This is a genomic window from Chromobacterium rhizoryzae (genome assembly GCF_020544465.1).
In the GTDB taxonomy this organism is placed as follows: Bacteria; Pseudomonadota; Gammaproteobacteria; order Burkholderiales; family Chromobacteriaceae; genus Chromobacterium.
The window spans coordinates 1,925,222-1,942,444 of sequence record NZ_CP066126.1; the positions used below are offsets into that span (position 1 = coordinate 1,925,222).

17 protein-coding genes and 1 riboswitch are annotated in these 17,223 nt (G+C 64.2%); of the genes, 11 read left to right on the forward strand and 6 right to left on the reverse strand.

What is annotated here, in order from left to right; translation table 11 throughout:
- Positions 1–195: 195 nt before the first annotated feature.
- The 3 genes from JC616_RS08835 to JC616_RS08845 all read right to left on the reverse strand — a co-directional run bounded on the left by JC616_RS08835 (position 196) and on the right by JC616_RS08845 (position 4,396).
- The gene (locus JC616_RS08835) at positions 196–783 is read right to left on the reverse strand and encodes a hypothetical protein (RefSeq protein ID WP_227107800.1); all 588 of its coding nucleotides are present in this window, start codon (positions 781–783) and stop codon (positions 196–198) included.
- 196 nt (positions 784–979) lie between these two features.
- A complete protein-coding gene (locus JC616_RS08840) occupies positions 980–2,002 on the reverse strand; it encodes a magnesium transporter (RefSeq protein WP_227107802.1) in 1,023 nt (340 codons plus the stop codon).
- Between the two features lie 82 nt (positions 2,003–2,084).
- A riboswitch (M-box (ykoK) riboswitch) is annotated at positions 2,085–2,258 on the reverse strand.
- Positions 2,259–2,809: 551 nt separating this feature from the next.
- A complete protein-coding gene (locus tag JC616_RS08845; RefSeq protein WP_158274315.1) occupies positions 2,810–4,396 on the reverse strand; it encodes a methyl-accepting chemotaxis protein in 1,587 nt (528 codons plus the stop codon).
- Positions 4,397–4,706: 310 nt separating this feature from the next.
- Between JC616_RS08845 and JC616_RS08850 the strand changes: the two genes are divergently transcribed.
- Positions 4,707–5,912, forward strand: coding sequence for an EAL domain-containing response regulator (locus JC616_RS08850; protein WP_227107804.1), 1,206 nt, complete (start codon positions 4,707–4,709; stop codon positions 5,910–5,912).
- 41 nt (positions 5,913–5,953) lie between these two features.
- Here the strand turns inward: JC616_RS08850 and JC616_RS08855 are convergent, their stop codons facing one another.
- Together JC616_RS08855 and JC616_RS08860 are read right to left on the reverse strand one after the other, a co-directional pair.
- A complete protein-coding gene (locus tag JC616_RS08855) occupies positions 5,954–7,153 on the reverse strand; it encodes an NnrS family protein (protein ID WP_227107805.1) in 1,200 nt (399 codons plus the stop codon).
- 97 nt (positions 7,154–7,250) lie between these two features.
- The gene (locus JC616_RS08860) at positions 7,251–8,579 is read right to left on the reverse strand and encodes a methyl-accepting chemotaxis protein (RefSeq protein ID WP_227107807.1); all 1,329 of its coding nucleotides are present in this window, start codon (positions 8,577–8,579) and stop codon (positions 7,251–7,253) included.
- A gap of 273 nt (positions 8,580–8,852) precedes the next feature.
- On the opposite strand from JC616_RS08860, the gene JC616_RS08865 reads away from it, so the two are divergent.
- The gene (locus JC616_RS08865; protein ID WP_227107809.1) at positions 8,853–9,557 is read left to right on the forward strand and encodes a glutathione S-transferase N-terminal domain-containing protein; all 705 of its coding nucleotides are present in this window, start codon (positions 8,853–8,855) and stop codon (positions 9,555–9,557) included.
- Between the two features lie 211 nt (positions 9,558–9,768).
- Here JC616_RS08865 and flgA read toward each other — a convergent pair whose 3' ends face one another.
- On the reverse strand, positions 9,769–10,485 hold the full coding sequence (flgA, locus tag JC616_RS08870) for a flagellar basal body P-ring formation chaperone FlgA (protein ID WP_227107811.1): 717 nt from the start codon (positions 10,483–10,485) through the stop codon (positions 9,769–9,771).
- A 135-nt stretch (positions 10,486–10,620) separates the two neighbouring features.
- Between flgA and flgB the strand changes: the two genes are divergently transcribed.
- From flgB to JC616_RS08915, 9 genes are all read left to right on the forward strand, one after another.
- Positions 10,621–10,980, forward strand: coding sequence for a flagellar basal body rod protein FlgB (gene flgB, locus JC616_RS08875; RefSeq protein WP_039755772.1), 360 nt, complete (start codon positions 10,621–10,623; stop codon positions 10,978–10,980).
- Positions 10,981–10,983: 3 nt separating this feature from the next.
- Complete coding sequence (flgC, locus tag JC616_RS08880; protein WP_107800156.1) at positions 10,984–11,409, forward strand: flagellar basal body rod protein FlgC; 426 nt, start codon at positions 10,984–10,986, stop codon at positions 11,407–11,409.
- A complete protein-coding gene (locus tag JC616_RS08885; protein WP_107800157.1) occupies positions 11,406–12,089 on the forward strand; it encodes a flagellar hook capping FlgD N-terminal domain-containing protein in 684 nt (227 codons plus the stop codon). Before flgC ends, JC616_RS08885 begins: the two co-directional genes overlap by 4 nt.
- A gap of 38 nt (positions 12,090–12,127) precedes the next feature.
- Positions 12,128–13,306 carry a flagellar hook protein FlgE gene (locus tag JC616_RS08890; protein ID WP_227107813.1) on the forward strand — a complete coding sequence of 393 codons (1,179 nt, stop codon included), beginning with the start codon at positions 12,128–12,130 and terminating at the stop codon, positions 13,304–13,306.
- A gap of 16 nt (positions 13,307–13,322) precedes the next feature.
- Positions 13,323–14,054, forward strand: a complete 732-nt coding sequence (locus tag JC616_RS08895) for a flagellar basal body rod protein FlgF (protein WP_107800159.1) — start codon at positions 13,323–13,325, stop codon at positions 14,052–14,054.
- Between the two features lie 64 nt (positions 14,055–14,118).
- Positions 14,119–14,907: a flagellar basal-body rod protein FlgG gene (gene flgG, locus JC616_RS08900; RefSeq protein ID WP_082159140.1), complete on the forward strand. Its 789-nt coding sequence runs from the start codon at positions 14,119–14,121 to the stop codon at positions 14,905–14,907.
- Positions 14,904–15,554, forward strand: a complete 651-nt coding sequence (gene flgH, locus JC616_RS08905) for a flagellar basal body L-ring protein FlgH (protein WP_227107816.1) — start codon at positions 14,904–14,906, stop codon at positions 15,552–15,554. Before flgG ends, flgH begins: the two co-directional genes overlap by 4 nt.
- Before the next feature lie 119 nt (positions 15,555–15,673).
- Positions 15,674–16,774, forward strand: coding sequence for a flagellar basal body P-ring protein FlgI (locus JC616_RS08910; protein ID WP_019102956.1), 1,101 nt, complete (start codon positions 15,674–15,676; stop codon positions 16,772–16,774).
- Positions 16,774–17,220, forward strand: coding sequence for a flagellar biosynthesis protein FlgJ (locus tag JC616_RS08915; RefSeq protein ID WP_107800161.1), 447 nt, complete (start codon positions 16,774–16,776; stop codon positions 17,218–17,220). Before JC616_RS08910 ends, JC616_RS08915 begins: the two co-directional genes overlap by 1 nt.
- Positions 17,221–17,223: the final 3 nt, after the last annotated feature.

The window sequence follows — 17,223 nt, forward strand, 5'->3', positions numbered from 1 at the left end:
TTCAAAGGTGCTTGCGTTTCGTGAAAACATGGGGCGGGAAGCGGAGTGTCTATCGCCGTGCGCGCGCATGGCCTCTGTCGCTTTTGGCTTGCGCGGCGAGGGCTGCCCCAAGGCCAGGCGCGCCGACGCGCCAGCGCAGGCGGCGCGGCGCGGCGCGTCGGGCAAGGCAGCGTCGGTTGTGTTGTGAATCGGCGCTTATAAGAGCAAACCCGCCCAGGTGCTGCCGCCGGACATCGCCGCCGCGTGCCAATGGCCAAATTCAGCGGCAAAGTGATCCAGGTGTCCTTGCAGCCGCGAACAGGGAAGGGCTCCAGGCAGCACGATAGTCGATTTCAAGCGCATGCCGCCATGAATGTCGCGCATTTCATGCGCGGCATAGGCGATGGCTGCTCCATGACCGTCATGGGCACGCACCGCAAAGCCCAAGGGGTAGTCTTTGTCGGCTGTCATGGGGTGTTCGGTTTGGATGGGGCTGATACAGCTCATTGCGGGACTGGGGCAAGGCTGCGGCCCTAGGCATTTGAGGGAGGGATACACGGTTTGCAGCGCCTGCGCGTCATCCATCGCCAGCATGCCCATCAACAGCGTGTGGAATAGGGCGGCATTGGTTTGAGGGAGGTCCAGAAGCACGCTGGCGGATTGCCACTCGTCGGCCGGGCGGGTCGCCTTGTCCGATTTCAGCTTCGGCGCGGTCTGCTTGCTCAAGTTGCCAAGCAGCGTGTGGCAGCAAGCGGCGGCAGGGCTGAGGCCATCCTGATGATTCGTTACCGTATGGTTTTTCATCGGGTAACTCCTTGCAATATTGCCGGTGGCGGCGCGCCGGCAGGCGCCGGCATGGCCGCTCGATTTTGATGGGGCTTGGCGCGCTCTGCCTTGCGATCAAGCCGATGGCAGGGACAGGCGTAGGCTGTCCCCGGACTTGAGTCGTTTGCGCGATGCTGTTCGGTCTCGCGGAGGTCCGCGAGACCTTGAGCGGGCTTTAGGCCAGGTCGGAAATCACCAGCATGGCGATATTGAAGTAAATCACCAGACCGGTGCCGTCGATGAAGGTGGCGATGAAAGGCGCCGACACCACGGCCGGGTCGATGCGCATTTTCTTCAGCAGCATCGGGATGATGGAGGACACGATGGCGCTCCAGATGGTGATGGCGATCAGGGTCAGACACACCACCAAGGCCACTTCGTCGCCCACGCCCAGCATCCAGGCCCGTATCCAGGCCACCACGCCGATGGCCAGCGCAATCATGAAGGAAGTGGTCACCTCTTTGCGCAGCACCGTGCCGATATTGCGCAGGCTGACTTCGCCCATCGCCATCGCGCGCACCAGGGTGGAGGTGATCTGGGTGCCGCTGTTGCCGCCGGTGCCGATCAGCAGCGGGATGAAGAAGGCCAAGGCGATGGCGGCTTCCAGCTGCTCTTCGAACACTTGCAGGATGGTGCTGGTGTAGGCTTCCGCGAAGAACAGCAGCAGCAGCCAGGGCAGGCGCTTTTTCCACAAGCTCCACGGGGAGCTTTCCAGGTAGGAGGTCTCCAGCGGCAGGCTGGCGCCCTGGCGTTGCGCGTCGTCGGTGCCTTCGTCGCGGATCAGCGCGGCGATTTCCTTTTCGTACAGAGCGCCCAGCAGCTTGCCGCCGCTGACCACGGGCGCGAGGTCCACGCCCTTGTCTATCAGCTCCGGCACGATATCGCGGCGCTGTTGGTTAGGCTCGACGACAAAAGCGGTGGGGCCCATCAATGCGGAAACCGGCAGCGTCAGGTCGGTTTCGGTCAGCAGGCGCTTGACCGAGAGTTGACCGTGCAGGAAGCGGCTGCCGTCGATGACGAAAATCTGGGCGGGAATGTCTTCGTCGCGCAGCTGTTTGAGCATGTGCTCGCGCGCTTCGCTGACTTTCATGTCGCGGCTGAGGGTGATCAGCGAGTCGCTCATGTAGGAGGCGACGGTTTCTTTCAGATTGACTTCGTTTGCCTGAGCGGTAGGCAGGGTGATGCTTGCAAAAGACATTTTGAGGTATTCCCCGTTAGCTGTTTTATAACCACAAACAGTTGTCACAATGGGGGCGTAAACCAGAAGAGAGAGTGCAGAAAAGCTATCTCCGCGTCTAAGTTTTGGCACTATGCAACGTATCCCGACTGCATGCGGGAAGTCACTTTGGGCTATACCTTAATCCGATAAAGCCTGTCCTAACCTTGGGCGTCTCTCGACGTCGTCAGATCAGTGACCTGTGTTTGCATAGGAGCCTCGCCGAACGAGACACTGCATCTGAGAGCCTATTCAATTGTCCGCGTTTGTAAGGCGGGACGCGGTGACTGGGTGTTCAGAATGCTCGCGCGCCGTAGGCGCATTCGCATCTTCAACTCTCCTCGCCTTGTCTCGCTTTGCTCGACGGACTGTGAACGGACTCTGAGAACCGCTTGATTCCTTGCCCGGGAGCCGCGTGCGGCTTGGGCGAGATCATGTTCACGGCTCTGAATGGAAGGCCGGGCGCGTGGCCGGGCGATTCCGGCGCCGGACTCGACGCCGCTCTAGCGGCGGTGCGTCGCGTTGGGCGCGATGTTATTGGACGGCGACCTCCTTAAGCTTGGCTTGCGATTAGGGTTTCGGGAGCGCGGGCGGGCGGCATGCGCCGCCTGCCTGCGCCGTCTTCGTCGCGACCGGTGTCATGGTGCAGTGCAGTAGAGCCGCGACGAATAACGGTTATGAAAGAATGGTTATCAAGTAGTTCCGTAATTTTTCACAGTTTGTGTAATAAAACTCGTTTGCATGAATATTTTTCGCAAACATGCCATACGGCCGCAGGATGGATGCCGCTCACATATGTTTTTCGAATTGGCTGACCAGGCGGCGCAGATCGCTGGCGGTGGTGTGCAGCTTCTGCGCTACTTGCAGGGTGGCGGCGATGCTGTGGCTGTTCTGTTCGGTCAGCGTGCTCATGGTTTCCATGCTCTGGGCCACTTCGGTGGAGGCGGACGATTGCTGCTGCAGCATATTGGCCACGCTGGAGGAGGACTCCGCCACTTTCTCGTTGGCGTTGCGGATTGCCTCCAGGCCCTCGGCCGCCGCTTGTATGGTTTCCTCGGCGGTATGGACCTTGTTCACCGCGGCCTTCACTTCCTCCAGCGCTTCTTGCGAGCGTTCGCGCAGGAAGGACACCGATTGTTCTATCTCCAGCGTGTTGCCGGCGGTGCGTTCCGCCAGCTTGCGCACTTCGTCCGCCACCACGGCGAAGCCGCGGCCCTGTTCGCCGGCGCGCGCGGCTTCTATCGCCGCGTTCAGCGCCAATAGATTGGTCTGGTTGGCGATGTCCTTGATCACGCCGGTGACGGTGTTGATCGATTCCACCGATTGCTCCAGCTTGATGATGATGTCGCGGGTGCAGGACACCTCGCTGACCACGGCCTGGGCCGCCTGGCGGGTGTCGCTCATCTGAGCCTCGCCCTGGCTGGCCAGTTCGGTGGCCTGGTCGGCGAACTCGGCCCCGGTGCGGGTGGATTGCGAAATCTCGTTCACCGACACCGACAGCTGCTGCAAGGCGGCCGCCACCCGGGTGATGCCTTCCAGCGTGGATTCGCCGCGGGCGTTCAGCGATTCGGCTTCGGCGTGGGTGGCGGTGGCGGCTTCGCTGACGTCCTCTGCGCCGGCGACCACGTCGGCCAGGATGGCGCGCAGGTGGATGCGCAGGGTTTCCATCTCTTCCAGCACCGCGCGCGGCTCGCGCGGGCCGGAGGGGGGAATCTGGGCGCTGAAATCGCCTTCGGCCAGCCGCATCAGCGCGCGCCGCGCCGCGTCTATCGGCCGCGCCAGCCAACGCCCGGCCAGATAGGAGGCCGCCAAGGCCCAGACCGCCGCCAGCGTCAGCAGCGTCAGGCGCAAGGCGCCGTCCGCGGCGGCGCCGGCCAGGATCAGCGCCGCGGCGGGCAATTGCGCGCACAGTAACAGCGAGGCCGTCGTCGGCGGGGCGGCGTGGCGGGTTTCCGGAAACGCCTGACTCCGTTCGCGGACGCGGGCGTAAAGCTGCTCGGCGTCGGCGGTCTGCTGTTTGGACGGCGCGCTGCGCACCGACATATAACCCACCGGCTGGCCGCCCTCGCAGATGGGGGTGACATAAGCCTCCACCCAATAGAAATGTCCTTGCTTGGTGCGGTTCTTGACCAGGCCCTTCCAGGGGCGGCCGGTCTTGATGGTGCTCCAGAGGTCGTCGAAGGCGGCCTGAGGCATGTCCGGATGGCGGACGATATTGTGCGGCTGCCCGATCAATTCTTCTTCGCTGAAACCGCTGATATCGATGAAGGCGCGGTTGGCGTAAGTGATCTGGCCTTTCAGGTTGGTTTTGGTGACGATGGGGCGGTGGGGCAGCAAAAACACCTCGGTGCCATCCACGGGAAGATTGCTTCTCATTGCCGGGCCTCCTGCTTGACGTTGCCGGTATACGACGCGGGCGCCGGACGCGCTCATTCAATTTGGGTCAATCCGGGCTGTGGCCGTCGTTTTTCGCGCTATTTGCTTGATTGGAATGGGATTTCATCTTGGCGGTCTCCAATGGTGATATAGAACAAAAACGCGTTCTCATACGGCAAAGTTTGATGCGATTTTGATAAGAGCGGAAAAACCATATCCGGAAATTCACCGGCAAATTCAGCATCTTCCTATTCCTTACACTTGGGCCGGCTAAGGAAAATAGCGCTCTGAAAGGAACAGAGAACATGCCATGGAACCGATAACCGCCAAACCCGGCCCGGCGCCGATGCGGGTTTTGATCGTGGACGATCACGATTTGCAGCGTTGCGCGCTGAGCCAGGCTTTGCGCCAAGTGGGCATCGACCGCATCGACGAGGCGCGCGACGGCGCCGACGCGCTCGAGCGGCTGCAGCGACATCGCTACGACTTGATGATCAGCGATCTCAATATGCCGGGGATGGACGGCATCCTGCTGTTGCGGCATCTGTCCGGCCTGCCGGCGGTGCCGCCCATCGTGTTCAACAGCTCGCTGTCCAAGGACATGCTGATGGGCGCTTACCGCGTGGCCGCGTTTCACAATCTGCCGGTGATAGGCAGCCTGAACACGCCCTTGTCCATGGAACAGCTATGCAAGCTGTGGGAAACGGTGGCGCGCCGGCCGGCATGGGACGGCGCGTCTTCGGATTTCGACCGTCAGGAGCTGGAGCGGGCATTGCGGTGCGGCGAAATTCTGCCCTGGTATCAGCCGCAGGCCGATTCCGCCCGGCTGAGGGTGGCGGGGGTGGAGGCGCTGGCGCGCTGGCGTCACCCGGAGCGGGGTTTGCTGGAGCCCTCGGCGTTCTTGCCCGGTCTGGAGCACTACGGTCTGGACGAAGACTTGTTCTTCGTCATTTTCCGCGCGGCGGTGGAGGACTATCGCCGTTGGAGCGGACAAGTGGCGCTGTCCGGCTTGAGGGTCTCGATCAATCTCACCGCCAGCCAGTTCTGCAACCCGGATTTGCCGTCCAGCCTGGCCGAGGCGGCGGAGGAACTGGGCATGGCGCCGGCCCTGTTGACGCTAGAGCTGACCGAAACCCAGCGGCTGAAAAACATCTATCAGGCGCTGGAAAACGTGATACGGCTGCGCATGGCCGGTTTCCGCGTGTCCTTGGACGATGTGGGCTGCGGCTACAGCGGGCTGGAGTATCTGCGCGAACTGCCGGTGAGCGCGATCAAGATAGACCGCTCGCTGGTGGCCGGGGCCGCTGACGACAGCGTGGCGCGGGAGATTCTGGAATCCACCATCCGGCTGGCCAAGGACCGCAATATCCAGGTGGTGGCCGAAGGCATAGGCGAAGAGGCGGATTTGCAATTGATGCTGCGGCTGGGCGTGGACTATGTGCAGGGCTATCTGCTGGGCTGGCCGATGCCGGCCGAGGAAGTGCCCGATTATCTGCGCCGGCGCGGGCAGGCTTGAGCGCAGGGCTCAAGGCCGGCCCGCGGACCGTGAACAGGTTCTCAGCCCGGCTTGCCGTCCGCGCGCCGCCGCCAGTAGCTGGGCATGAAGGCGCGGCCCCAGGCCGCCAGCGTCAATAGCCAACCCAGGGCCGCCGCGCCGTACAACCAGCCGGACCAGACGCCGGGCAGCATTTCGGTGGCCACCCGGGTCAGCGCCAGCCAGTGCGCGGCCAGGTAGAGCCGCCACAAGCCGGGGCCGGCCTGCAGCGGCTGGCCGGAATGGCCCAGCGTCACCCGCGACACGAAGGCGATCATCATGGTCAGGAAAAAGCCGACGGTGACCGCGTGCAGCGCCGCCAGCGCCAGGCGCGGCGAAGCCAGCCAGCCATTGAGCGCGTATAGCCCGAAGCCGACCGGCAGCCAGGCGAAAGCCAGGTGCAGCATGCCCAGCAGCCTGACCCGCAACGCCGCGACCAGCCGCCAGCGCCAGCTGACGTAAGCCAGCAGCGCGGCCATCGCCGCGTCCAGCGGCCAAGCGGGCAGGCCGAAGCCGTCCAGCAGGCCATGACCCAAGGAGCTGGCCAGCAGCGCGGCCAGCAGCCAGCCCGGCCGCCAGGGCTGGTACTCCGGCAGCGCGTTGGCGGAGAAGAAGGGCAGCATGCGATGGCAGACGGTCAGAAACACCGGCAGCAGAAAGCCCCACAAGGCCAGATTGCGCATCCACAGCCAGGCCTGGCCGTCCTGGAAGATCAGCCAGTAAGCGCCGGCCAGCAGCGCCAGCGCGCCGCAGAACAGCGCGGCCAGCACTGCGCAGGCGTGGCGGCGGTCCGCTTGCGGGCTGGCCAGCAGCAGGCAGGCGAAAGTCAGCGTGAGGCCGCTGAAGCCCAGCGTGTACAGCGCGTGGCCGATCAGCGTCCAGGAGATGCCCAGCCACAGCCCGGCCAGCCACAGCAGCAGCCCGCCCACCATCAGCGCCGGCACGCCGACGAAGATAAGACGGCCGGGCGGCTCCACGCCCAGCCAGCGCGGGCCGGCGGTGAACAGAAAGCCGGTCATGAACAGCGGGAAGAAGCCGAACAGCATCAGGAAGCCGTGGGCCAGCGAGGAGGGCACTGCCAGCGCGGCGTGGACGCCGAGCAGGCGGCTGGCCAACTCGGCGCTCCAGGCGGCCAGCAGCAGGATGGCGAACAGCATGCCGGGCAGAAAGGCGGCGCGATGCGGCGCCTGGGCCAGCATCGCCGCGGGGTGGGGGTGTTTCATCGCGGGCTCGGGAAAGGTGTGGGCGCCTCAGTATCGCCGCGTCCTGGCGGACGCGGACATGATTTGGATCAAGGCTTTCCGAGCCTGCCTTCCAGGCTCAGGCGCGCTGCTGCAGCAGCTCCGACACGTCGCGCACCACTTGCACCACCTCCTTGGCGCCGGCGCGGATCTCGGCGATGGAGTCGCGCGCCTGTTCGGACAGCTGCAAGCTGGTGTCGGCCAGGCCGCGCACCTGTTGCATGGAGGTGATGGCGGACTTGGAGTCTTCCTGGATGCTGCGAACGATGCCGGAGATCTCGCCGGTGGATTGGCTGGTGCGCTCGGCCAGCTTGCGCACCTCGTCCGCCACCACGGCGAAGCCGCGGCCCATCTCGCCGGCGCGCGCCGCCTCGATCGCCGCGTTCAAGGCCAGGAGATTGGTCTGGTCCGCAATCTCGCTGATGGTGCTGATGATGGTGCCGATCTGACCGGAGCTGTCGCCCAGCTTGGTGATGATGATGGAGGAGCTTTCCACGCTGGACGCCACCTTGGTGATTTCGCTGGCGGCTTGTTCCAGCACCGCGCTGCCCTTGACCGATAGCTGCTCGGTATTGACCGAGACTTCCACCGCGGACTGGGCGTTCTCCGCCTGGGCTTGCAATTGCTGCACCCGGCGGCTGATGTCCTGGGCGAACTTGACCACCCGCACCGGCTTGCCGTTGAGGTCGTAGACCGGGTTGTACGTGGCTTCCAGCCAGATGATCTGCCCGTTTTTGCTCAGGCGCTTGAACTGGCCCTGGAAAAACTTGCCCTGGCGCAGCTGGCGCCAGAACTCCGCGTAGTCCGGGCTGGCGGCGTAGTCGGCGTCGCAGAGCATGCGGTGATGCTTGCCGCGGATTTCGGCCAAGGTATAGCCGAAGGTGTTGAGGAAGTTTTCGTTGGCGTCCTGGATATTGCCGTCCAGATCAAACTCGATCTGGGCCATGGAGCGGCTGATCGCCAGGCGGATGGCCTGGTCGTTCTGTTCCTGATGCACTTGGTCGGAGATGTCGGACGCCACTTTGACCACGCCGCACACCTGGCCGTCGCTGGACAGCACCGGGGTGTAGCTGGCCTCCAGCCAGATTTCCTCGCCGTTCTTGGCGTAGCGGCTGAAGCGGCCGTTGACCGGCTCGCCGCGTTTCAGCTTTTGCCAGAACTCGGCGTAGGCGGCGCTGGAAACATGGTTTTTATCGCAGAAGATGCGGTGATGCTTGCCGATGACTTCTTCGCGCCGGTAGCCCATGGTGCGCAGGAAGTTTTCATTGACGTTGGTGACGATGCCGTCGGGAGTGAATTGTATCATCGCCATGGAACGGTCGATGGCGGACAGCATGCCGCGCAGGCCGTCCAGTTGGCCGGTCAGCTCGTTGAGCTGCTCCTTGAGTTTTCCGGAAAAAAAGGGCATGGCTGCCTCCATTGTAATTGCCATCCAGGAGTGCCATTGGAGCACGCCAACCTCATTTCAAACTAATACATTCCACATGATTTAGAAGGGAAATTTATTTTTGAATGAATTGCTTATTGGTGGGCGGCGTTGACCATAGGCACGGATTAACAGTGTATCCAGCTATTGCGTCAATAACATCTCGCCATTGACGAGCTGCTGATTTAAGACAAATGCAAAAGCCGGGCTTATCATGGGCGCGCAACCCACCCGTCCAAACTCAATGGAGCGCGTATGAGCGATTTATCCGCCTTTCCCATCACCCGCAAATGGCCTGCGAAATATCCGGAACGCATTCAGCTGTATTCGCTGACCACGCCCAACGGGGTCAAGGCGTCCATCATGCTGGAAGAAACCGGCCTGCCGTATGAAGTGCACCTGGTCAGCTTCGACAGCAACGATCAGCTATCGCCGGAATTCCTGTCGCTGAACCCCAATAACAAGATTCCCGCCATTCTCGATCCGGCCGGCCCGGGCGGCAAGCCGCTGGCCTTGTTCGAGTCCGGCGCCATCCTGCTGTATCTGGCGGAGAAGAGCGGCCAATTGCTGCCCGCCGATCCCGCCGCGCGCTACGAGGCCATACAGTGGCTGATGTTCCAGATGGGCGGCATCGGCCCGATGTTCGGTCAGGTGGGTTTCTTCCACAAGTTCGCCGGCAAGGACTACGAGGACAAACGTCCGCGCGATCGTTATGTGAACGAATCGCGCCGCCTGCTGGCGGTGCTGGAGCAAAGACTGACTGGCCGCCAATGGGTGATGGGGGACGAGTACGGCATCGCCGACATCGCCATCTTCCCCTGGGTGCGCAATCTGATCGGTTTTTACGAGGCCGGCGAGCTGGTGTCGATTGCGGACTGCCCGCAGGTGACGCGCGCCTTGGACGCCTTCCTGGCGCGACCGGCGGTGCAGCGCGGGCTGACGATTCCGGCGAGATCGTAAACCGCTTGTTTCAGGCGGCCTTGCCCGCGCAAGCAAAAGCCCCCAAATGGGGGCTTTTCATTTGCTTAGAGCCTGTTCAAAGTCTCGCGAGCTAGGGCGAGACAAGGCGAAAACCGCTGAGAAAGCGGAAGGTACACGTGGTACATGAGCATTTCGAAGCTGTACTCACCGTGTCACATTTCACGACGCGCAGCAGACCTTGAACAGGTTCTTAGTCCACCGGATTGACCTCGCCCGGCAGGCTGGCGCGGGCGCGTATCACCTTGCCGGTGGCGCTGTTGCGCACGCGGATGATTTCGCCCTGGCGGCCGTTGCCCAGCGCCTCGCCGGCGGCGACCACCTCGATGCCGCTGTTGCGCGCCACGATGCGCACCTCCTCGCCGCGCTTGACCAGCAGGCTGGCTTCCAGCGCCTTGAGCCGCAGCGGCTGGCCCTGGCGCAGCGCGGTGCGGTTGCTCAGGCCTTCCAGCTTGGTCTTGGCGCCCACCATGTCGGCCGGGTCCAGCACCGGGCGTTCCTGCCATTCGATGTCGCCGGCGTCCAGCAGGCTGCGCGCCGGAATGTCGCGCGCCGCCACCGCCACGCGGGCGCTGATTTCGGCGCGGACGATGAATTCAGCGTCCCAGCCGGCGGCGTCGCAGCGGGCTTGCAGCCGCATGCGGCTGGGAGAGCGCTCGTCCAGCGCGGCGACGCGCACCGGCTCCGGGCAGGGCGGGGCGTTGAAGCCGCGCGGCGGCAAGGCCTTGAGGGTGACGCGGGCCGCCGCCAGACCGGCTTTTTCCAGTTTTTGCAGCAGCAGAGAACGCGCGGTCTGCTCCACCGCGGCGGCGGCCGGATAGGGGGCCGCCAGCGCCGGAACGCAGGGCAGAATGAGCAGCGCAGCCAATAGCGGCGCGGTTTGATGCCGAGAGGATGTGAAAATTCCCATTACAGATGACTTGGTAATTATCCCGTATACGTGAGGGGGTGCGGTTATTAGTATCGCTTTTCAATCGACCGGCCATTTAATGTGAATTAGATAGCCGATGTTTAAATATGGTAGAGAACCGCATGGGTCTAGGCAATGGGTTTGCACCTTGATAAAGCATTGAGCGTCCACCCGGCTGCCTTGCAGTTGAGGGCGGAGCGCACCCGTATTCTGGCGTCCAACATCGCCAACGAGAACACGCCCGGTTATCAGGCGCGGGACATCGATTTCAAAACGGCTTTGGCCGCTTCGGCGGACGACGCCGCGTTTCCGCTGGATTCGCCGTCCGGCGAATTGCAATACCGGCTGCCCAATCACCCGGCGCGCGACGGCAACACCGTGGAGCTGGGCGTGGAGCAGGCCGAGTTCGCGCAGAACGTTTCCGAATTCCAGACCAGCCTCGCCTTCCTGAACATGAAGTTCCGCGGGCTGGCCAAAGTGATAGCAGGTCAGTAAGCCATGTCCTTTCGCGATATTTCCCGCATTGCCGGCTCCGCCATGACGGCGCAGACGGTGCGTCTCAACACCGTGGCCAGCAATCTGGCCAACGCCGACACCGCCGCCGGCAGCGAACAGGCGGCCTACCGCTCCCGCAAGCCGGTGTTCGCCACCCAATACCGGGGCGGCGACGGCTTCGACGGCTGGCGCGGCGCCAGCGTGGGCGTGCTGGACGTGGTGCAGAACCAGGAGCCGGTGCGCAAGGCGCACGAGCCGGGCAATCCGCTGGCCGACGCCGAGGGCAATGTTTTCTATTCCAATGTGAACGCGGTGGAGGAGATGACCGACATGCTGTCGGCCTCGCGCGCGTTCCAGACCAATGTGGAAGTGCTGGCCCGGGTCAAGGGCATGCAGCAGGACCTGCTGAAACTGGGAGACAACGCATGAGCGTGAACGCCGCGCAAAACGGGCAGCAGAGCCCGTCCGCCGCCTCCAACGGCGCCAATCCGGCGGTGGCGCCGGCCGCCGGACAAAACCCGGGCATGGACGATATGTTCATGAAGCTGCTGCTGGCTCAGATCCAGAACCAGAACCCGCTGGACCCCACCGACGCCTCGCAGTTCGTTAGCCAGCTGGCGCAGATGAGCCAGATGAAGAGCTCCGCCGACATGCTCAAGCAGTTGCAGGGCAACGCTTTGATGCTGCGCGAGCTGCAGGGCGTGTCGCTGGGTTCGCAAGTGGGACGCCAAGTGCTGGTGCAGGCCGACCAGGCGCATCTGAGCGGCAAGGACCCCTTGTCCGGCCGCGTGACCCTGTCCGGCGAAGAGCAGCAGGTGTCCCTGGTGCTGACCGACTCCGGCGGCCAGCAAACCGTGATCGATCTGGGCAAGCGCCCGGCCGGCGAGTTCGATTTCAACGTGGACCCTAGCAAGCACGGCCTGGTGGAAGGCGATTACAAGCTGGAAGTGCGCACCGCGTCCAAATCCAAGGCCGGGCTGGAAATGCAGGCCACCGTATCCGGCGTGCGCCTGCCCATCAACGGCGGCGAGCCTACGCTGACGCTGGCCGGCCTGGGCGAATTCCCCGCTTCCGCCATTACCCGCCTGCTGGGCAAGACCCAGGCCTGAAGCGCCGATTCAAGACACCTACGAACTTTGGAGCGACCATGAGTTTCGACATTGCTTTGTCCGGCATTAACGCCGTCAACAACCAACTGGGCAATATCAGTAACAACATCGCCAACACCGGCACTTACGGCTTCAAGTCCAGCCGCACCAGTTTTTCCGCCGCCTACGCCGGCGCGCAGCCGATGGGGGTGGAGGTGGTCGGCCACAGTCAGAACATGGCGCGCAACGGCAATACCGTGCGCACCGGTCGTCCGCTGGACGCCGCCATCGACGGCCGCGGCTTCTTCGTCAGCCGCGACCTGAACGGCGGCATGGCCTATTCGCGCGTCGGCATCTTCAACGCGGACAAGGACGGCTACCTGGTGGACGGCTTCAACCGCCGCGTGCAAGGCTACGGCAAGGCGGACGGCAATGCGCTGGGCGCCTTCGGCGACATCAAGATCCCCAACGGCAACATCCCGGCCAAGGCCAGCGACAAGCTGCAATACGTCGGCAATATGTCGGCGGGCTGGAGCGTGCAGACCGTGCCGTTCGACAAGGCGCAGAACACCTTCAACAGCTCGGCGGTGTCCACGGTTTACGATTCCCTGGGCAATAAGCTCAACCTGACCCAGTACTTCTGCAAGACCGGTCCCAGCACCGTCACCGTGCACTACACGCTGGACGGCGTCGACCTGCCCACCACCGCCACCCTGAATTTCGACACCGACGGCAAGCTGACCAGCCCCACCGCGCCGGTGGCGCTGAACCTGGGCACCCCCGCCGGCGCGTCCCCGCTGGCGGTGAAACTGGACTACACCGGCACCACTCAGTTCGCCGGCGAAAGCAGCCAGACCCTGAACGCCAGCAACGGTTACCCGTCCGGCTCGATGACCGGCACCAGCCTGAACGACAACGGCGACGTGGTGGCGGCCTACAGCAACGGCCAGAAGCAAGTGGTGGGCACCTTGGCCATCGCCAATTTCCCCAATGAATCCGCGCTGCAAGCCACCTCGCAGACCAGCTGGGTGGAAACCGCCGGCTCCGGCACCGCGGTCTACTCGCGCCCGGGCGCCGGCCTGTCCGGCAATCTGCTGGCCTTCACCCTGGAACAGTCCAATGTGGACATGACCTCCGAACTGGTGGACCTGATGACCGCGCAGCGTAATTACCAGGCCAACACCAAGGTGATTTCCACCGAGAACCAGACCATCCAGGCGTTGATGCAGGCGGTCTAAGGCGGGGCAAGGATAAATGGACGCACTGATCTACACCGCGATGAGCGGCGCCGACCGCATGCTCAAGGCGCAGCAGATTCACGCCAACAACATCGCCAACGCCGAAACCGGCGGCTTTCGCGCCGACATCGGCGTCAGCACCAGCCAGACCGTGCCCGGCTACGGCTACGACGCGCGCCACCTGAGCCAGAACGGCGCCAACGCGGTGGACGTGCGCAGCGGCGCGGTGGTGGAAACCGGCCGCGACCTGGACGTGGCGGTGAAGGGCGAGGGCTTTTTCGCGGTGCAGGGGCCGGACGGCAACGAGGCCTATACCCGGGCCGGCGCCATGGTGGCGGACGTGGACGGCAAGCTGAGCGTCAACGGCCATCCGGTGCTGGGCGACGGCGGCCAGATCACCTTGCCGCCGGACTACGTCAAGCTGCACGTCGGCAGCGACGGCGTGATCTCGGTGCTGGCCGCCGGCGAAAGCGAAATGCAGCCGATAGACAAGCTCAAGCTGGTCAAGCCGCTGCCGCAGGACATCGCCAAGGACCCCAATGGCCTGGTGATCAGCCGTCAGGGCGGCGTGCTGGCCGCCGACGACACCGTCAAGGTGCAGGGCGAGCATCTGGAGCGCAGCAATGTGTCGGCGGTGGAGGAAATGGTGGCCACCATGACGCTGAACCGCAACTTTGAAATGCAGATGCGCTTGTTCAACTCCGCCAGCGACATGGTGGAGGCGGGCAACCGCCTGGTGCGCGCCTGATCCGGCCTTCCAATAACAGCGCCGCGGCCAAGGCCGACGGCGCAAACCATCGGGGAATCGAAACATGAATCCAGCAATGTGGGTGAGCAAGACCGGCATCCAGGCGCAGGACGCGCGCCTGACCGCCATCGCCAACAACCTCGCCAACGTCAACACCGTCGGCTTCAAGCGCGACCGCATGGTGTTCGAAGACCTGTTCTACCAAGTGGACCGCCAGCCGGGCGGCAAGACCGACCAGGACAACACCGCGCCGCTGGGCGTGCAGCTGGGCAACGGCACCCGCTTGGTGGGCACCCAGAAAGTGTTCACCTCGGGCACGCTGACCACCACCAATCAGTCCTTGGATCTGGCCATCGTCGGCCAGGGCTTTTTGCAAGTGAAAATGAGCAATGGCGAAACCGGCTACACCCGTGCCGGCCAGCTGCAGCGCAACGACCAGGGCGCCATCGTCACCCCGCAGGGCCTGCCGCTGGAGCCGTCCATCACCATTCCGGCCGACGCCTCCTCGGTGACCATCAGCGAAACCGGCACCGTCAGCTACACCCGCGGCAGCGGCAGCACGCTGGAAACCGCCGGTCAGATCGAACTGGCCAGCTTCGTCAACCCGGCCGGCCTGCTGGCGCTGGGCGACAATCTGTTCCAGAAAACCGCCGCCAGCGGCGATGCCACCACCGACGCGCCGGGCTCCGGCTCCCTGGGCAAGCTCAAGCAGGGCGCGCTGGAGGGCTCCAACGTCCAGGTGGTGGAGGAAATGGTGGACATGATCGCCGCGCAGCGCACCTATGAGATGAACACCAAGGTGCTGAGCGCCGCCGACAATATGATGCAGTACCTGGCGCAGTCGGCCCGATGAAGCTGCTGGCCCTGGGCGCGCTGGCGCTGCTGCTGGCCGGCTGCGCGCAGCCGATTCCGCCGCAGACCACGCAGGAATTCGCCTTGCCGGAATTGCTGCAGCAGCCGCAGCGCGGCAAGGGCGGCGGCGTGTTCACCGTCGCCGGCGCGCAATCGCTGACTTCGGACAGCCGCGCCTTCCGCCCCGGCGACGTGCTGACCGTGGTGCTGGAAGAAACCACTCAGGCCAGCAAGAAGGCCGGCACCAGCTTCGGCAAGAAATCCGGCGCCAACATAGCGCCGTCTTTGTTGGGCAACACCACCTTCCGCGCGCAAGTGGGCGTGGACGCGGGCCGGGACTTCAACGGCTCCTCCACCTCCACCCAGCAGAACATGCTGTCCGGCGCGCTGACCGTGGTGGTGCACAAGGTGCTGGGCAACGGCCTGCTGGAAGTGAAGGGCGAAAAACAGCTGGTGCTGAACCAGGGCGAGGAATTCCTGCGCCTGGCCGGCTATGTGCGGGTGGAAGACATCGACACCGACAACCGCGTGTCCTCGCTGCGCATCGCCAACGCCCGCATCGGCTACTCCGGCCGCGGGGCTTTGTCGGATGCCAACGAACCCGGCTGGCTGATGAAGTTCTTCGCCAGCCCGCTGATGCCGTTCTGAGCGGCGGAGCGGCGGGGAGTCCGGGCGGGACAACAGGCGGGCGCTGACGGGCGTCCGCCGTTCGCGTATGCGGCCCTTGGGGCGGGCATGCGCAATCACAGAATCATTCAGGGCGGATCATGCACGGTTTTATCAAGCAAATAACGGGATGGACACTGCTGCTGGCGGCGACGCTGGCGACGGCGCAGCCCTTGCGCAATCTGGTGACGGTGGAGGGCATCCGCGAAAACCAGTTGATCGGCTACGGCATCGTGGTGGGCCTGGACGGCACCGGCGACAACTCCCAGGTGAAATTCTCCGGCCAGTCGGTGGCCAATATGCTCAAGCAGTTCGGCCTGAAAATGCCGGAACGCACCGACACCAAGGTCAAGAACGTGGCGGCGGTGATGGTCAGCGCCAGCTTGCCGCCCGGTTACGGCCGCGGCCAGACCATAGACGTCACGGTGTCCTCGCTGGGCGACGCCAAGAGCCTGCGCGGCGGCACCTTGTTGCTGACCCAGCTGAAGGCGGCCAACGGCGAAATCTACGCCTTGGCCCAGGGCAATGTGGTGGTGGGCGGCGTGTCCGCCCAGGGCAAGAGCGGTTCCAGCGTCACCGTTAACACGCCCACCTCCGGCCGCGTGCCCAACGGCGCGTCCATCGAACGCGAAATTCCCAGCGATTTCGAAGAGGGCGACAGCGTGCGTCTCAGCCTGCGCCGGCCCAATTTCGAAACCGCCACCAATATCGTCAAGGCCATCAACGCCAGCTTCGGCCGCGTGGCCAGCACCCGCAACGCCACCACCATCCAGGTGCGCGCGCCGCTGGACCCCACCGAGCGCGTCGCCTTCGTCGCGCGGCTGGAGCGGGTCAATGTCGGCGTGGGCAGCGAAGTGCCGCGCGTGGTGTTCAACTCGCGCACCGGCACCGTGGTGATCAGCCAGGGCGTCACCGTGCGCCCGGCGGCGGTGTCCCACGGCAGCCTGCGCGTGGTGATCTCGGAAAACCCCAGCGTCAGCCAGCCCGGGCCGTTCAGCAACGGCCAGACCACCACGGTGCCCAATTCCACCGTCAACGTGGACCAGGGTTCCGGTCGCATGTTCCAGTGGCCGGCCGGCGCCAGCCTGCGCGCCATCATCGACACCGTGAACAGCACCGGCGCCACGCCGGACGACATCATGGCGATATTGCAGGCGCTGGATCAGGCCGGCGCGATCGACGGCGAACTGGTGGTGATCTGATGGAAAGCAAACAGATACAAGCCGCGCTGGCGATGCCGGCCGACGCCAAGGACGAGCCGGCGGTGCAGCCGGCCTCGCCGGAGTACCGCCGCAAGGCCGGCGCCGCGGCGGAGCAGTTCGAAGCCCAGTTCGTCCGCGAGATGTTCAAGCAGATCCGCAAGACCACGCGCGAAATCGCCGGCGAGGACAGCATCTTCGCCAACTCCATCAACGGCGACATGATGGATTTCGCCGACGGCGCGGTGGCGGACCAACTGGCCAAGCAGCGGGTGTTCGGCGTGGCCAACGCCATCCTGCGTCAGCTGCTGCCGGAAGAGGGTGGCAATATTCACCTTAAGAACGGCGGCGCGCCGGTCGCAAGCGATAAACAGAACCCCGGCTCGCTGCCGGACGCGCAGGGTCTGGCCGCTTTCGCGCCGCCGCTGCTACCGCTGAATAAAAGGTAAGAA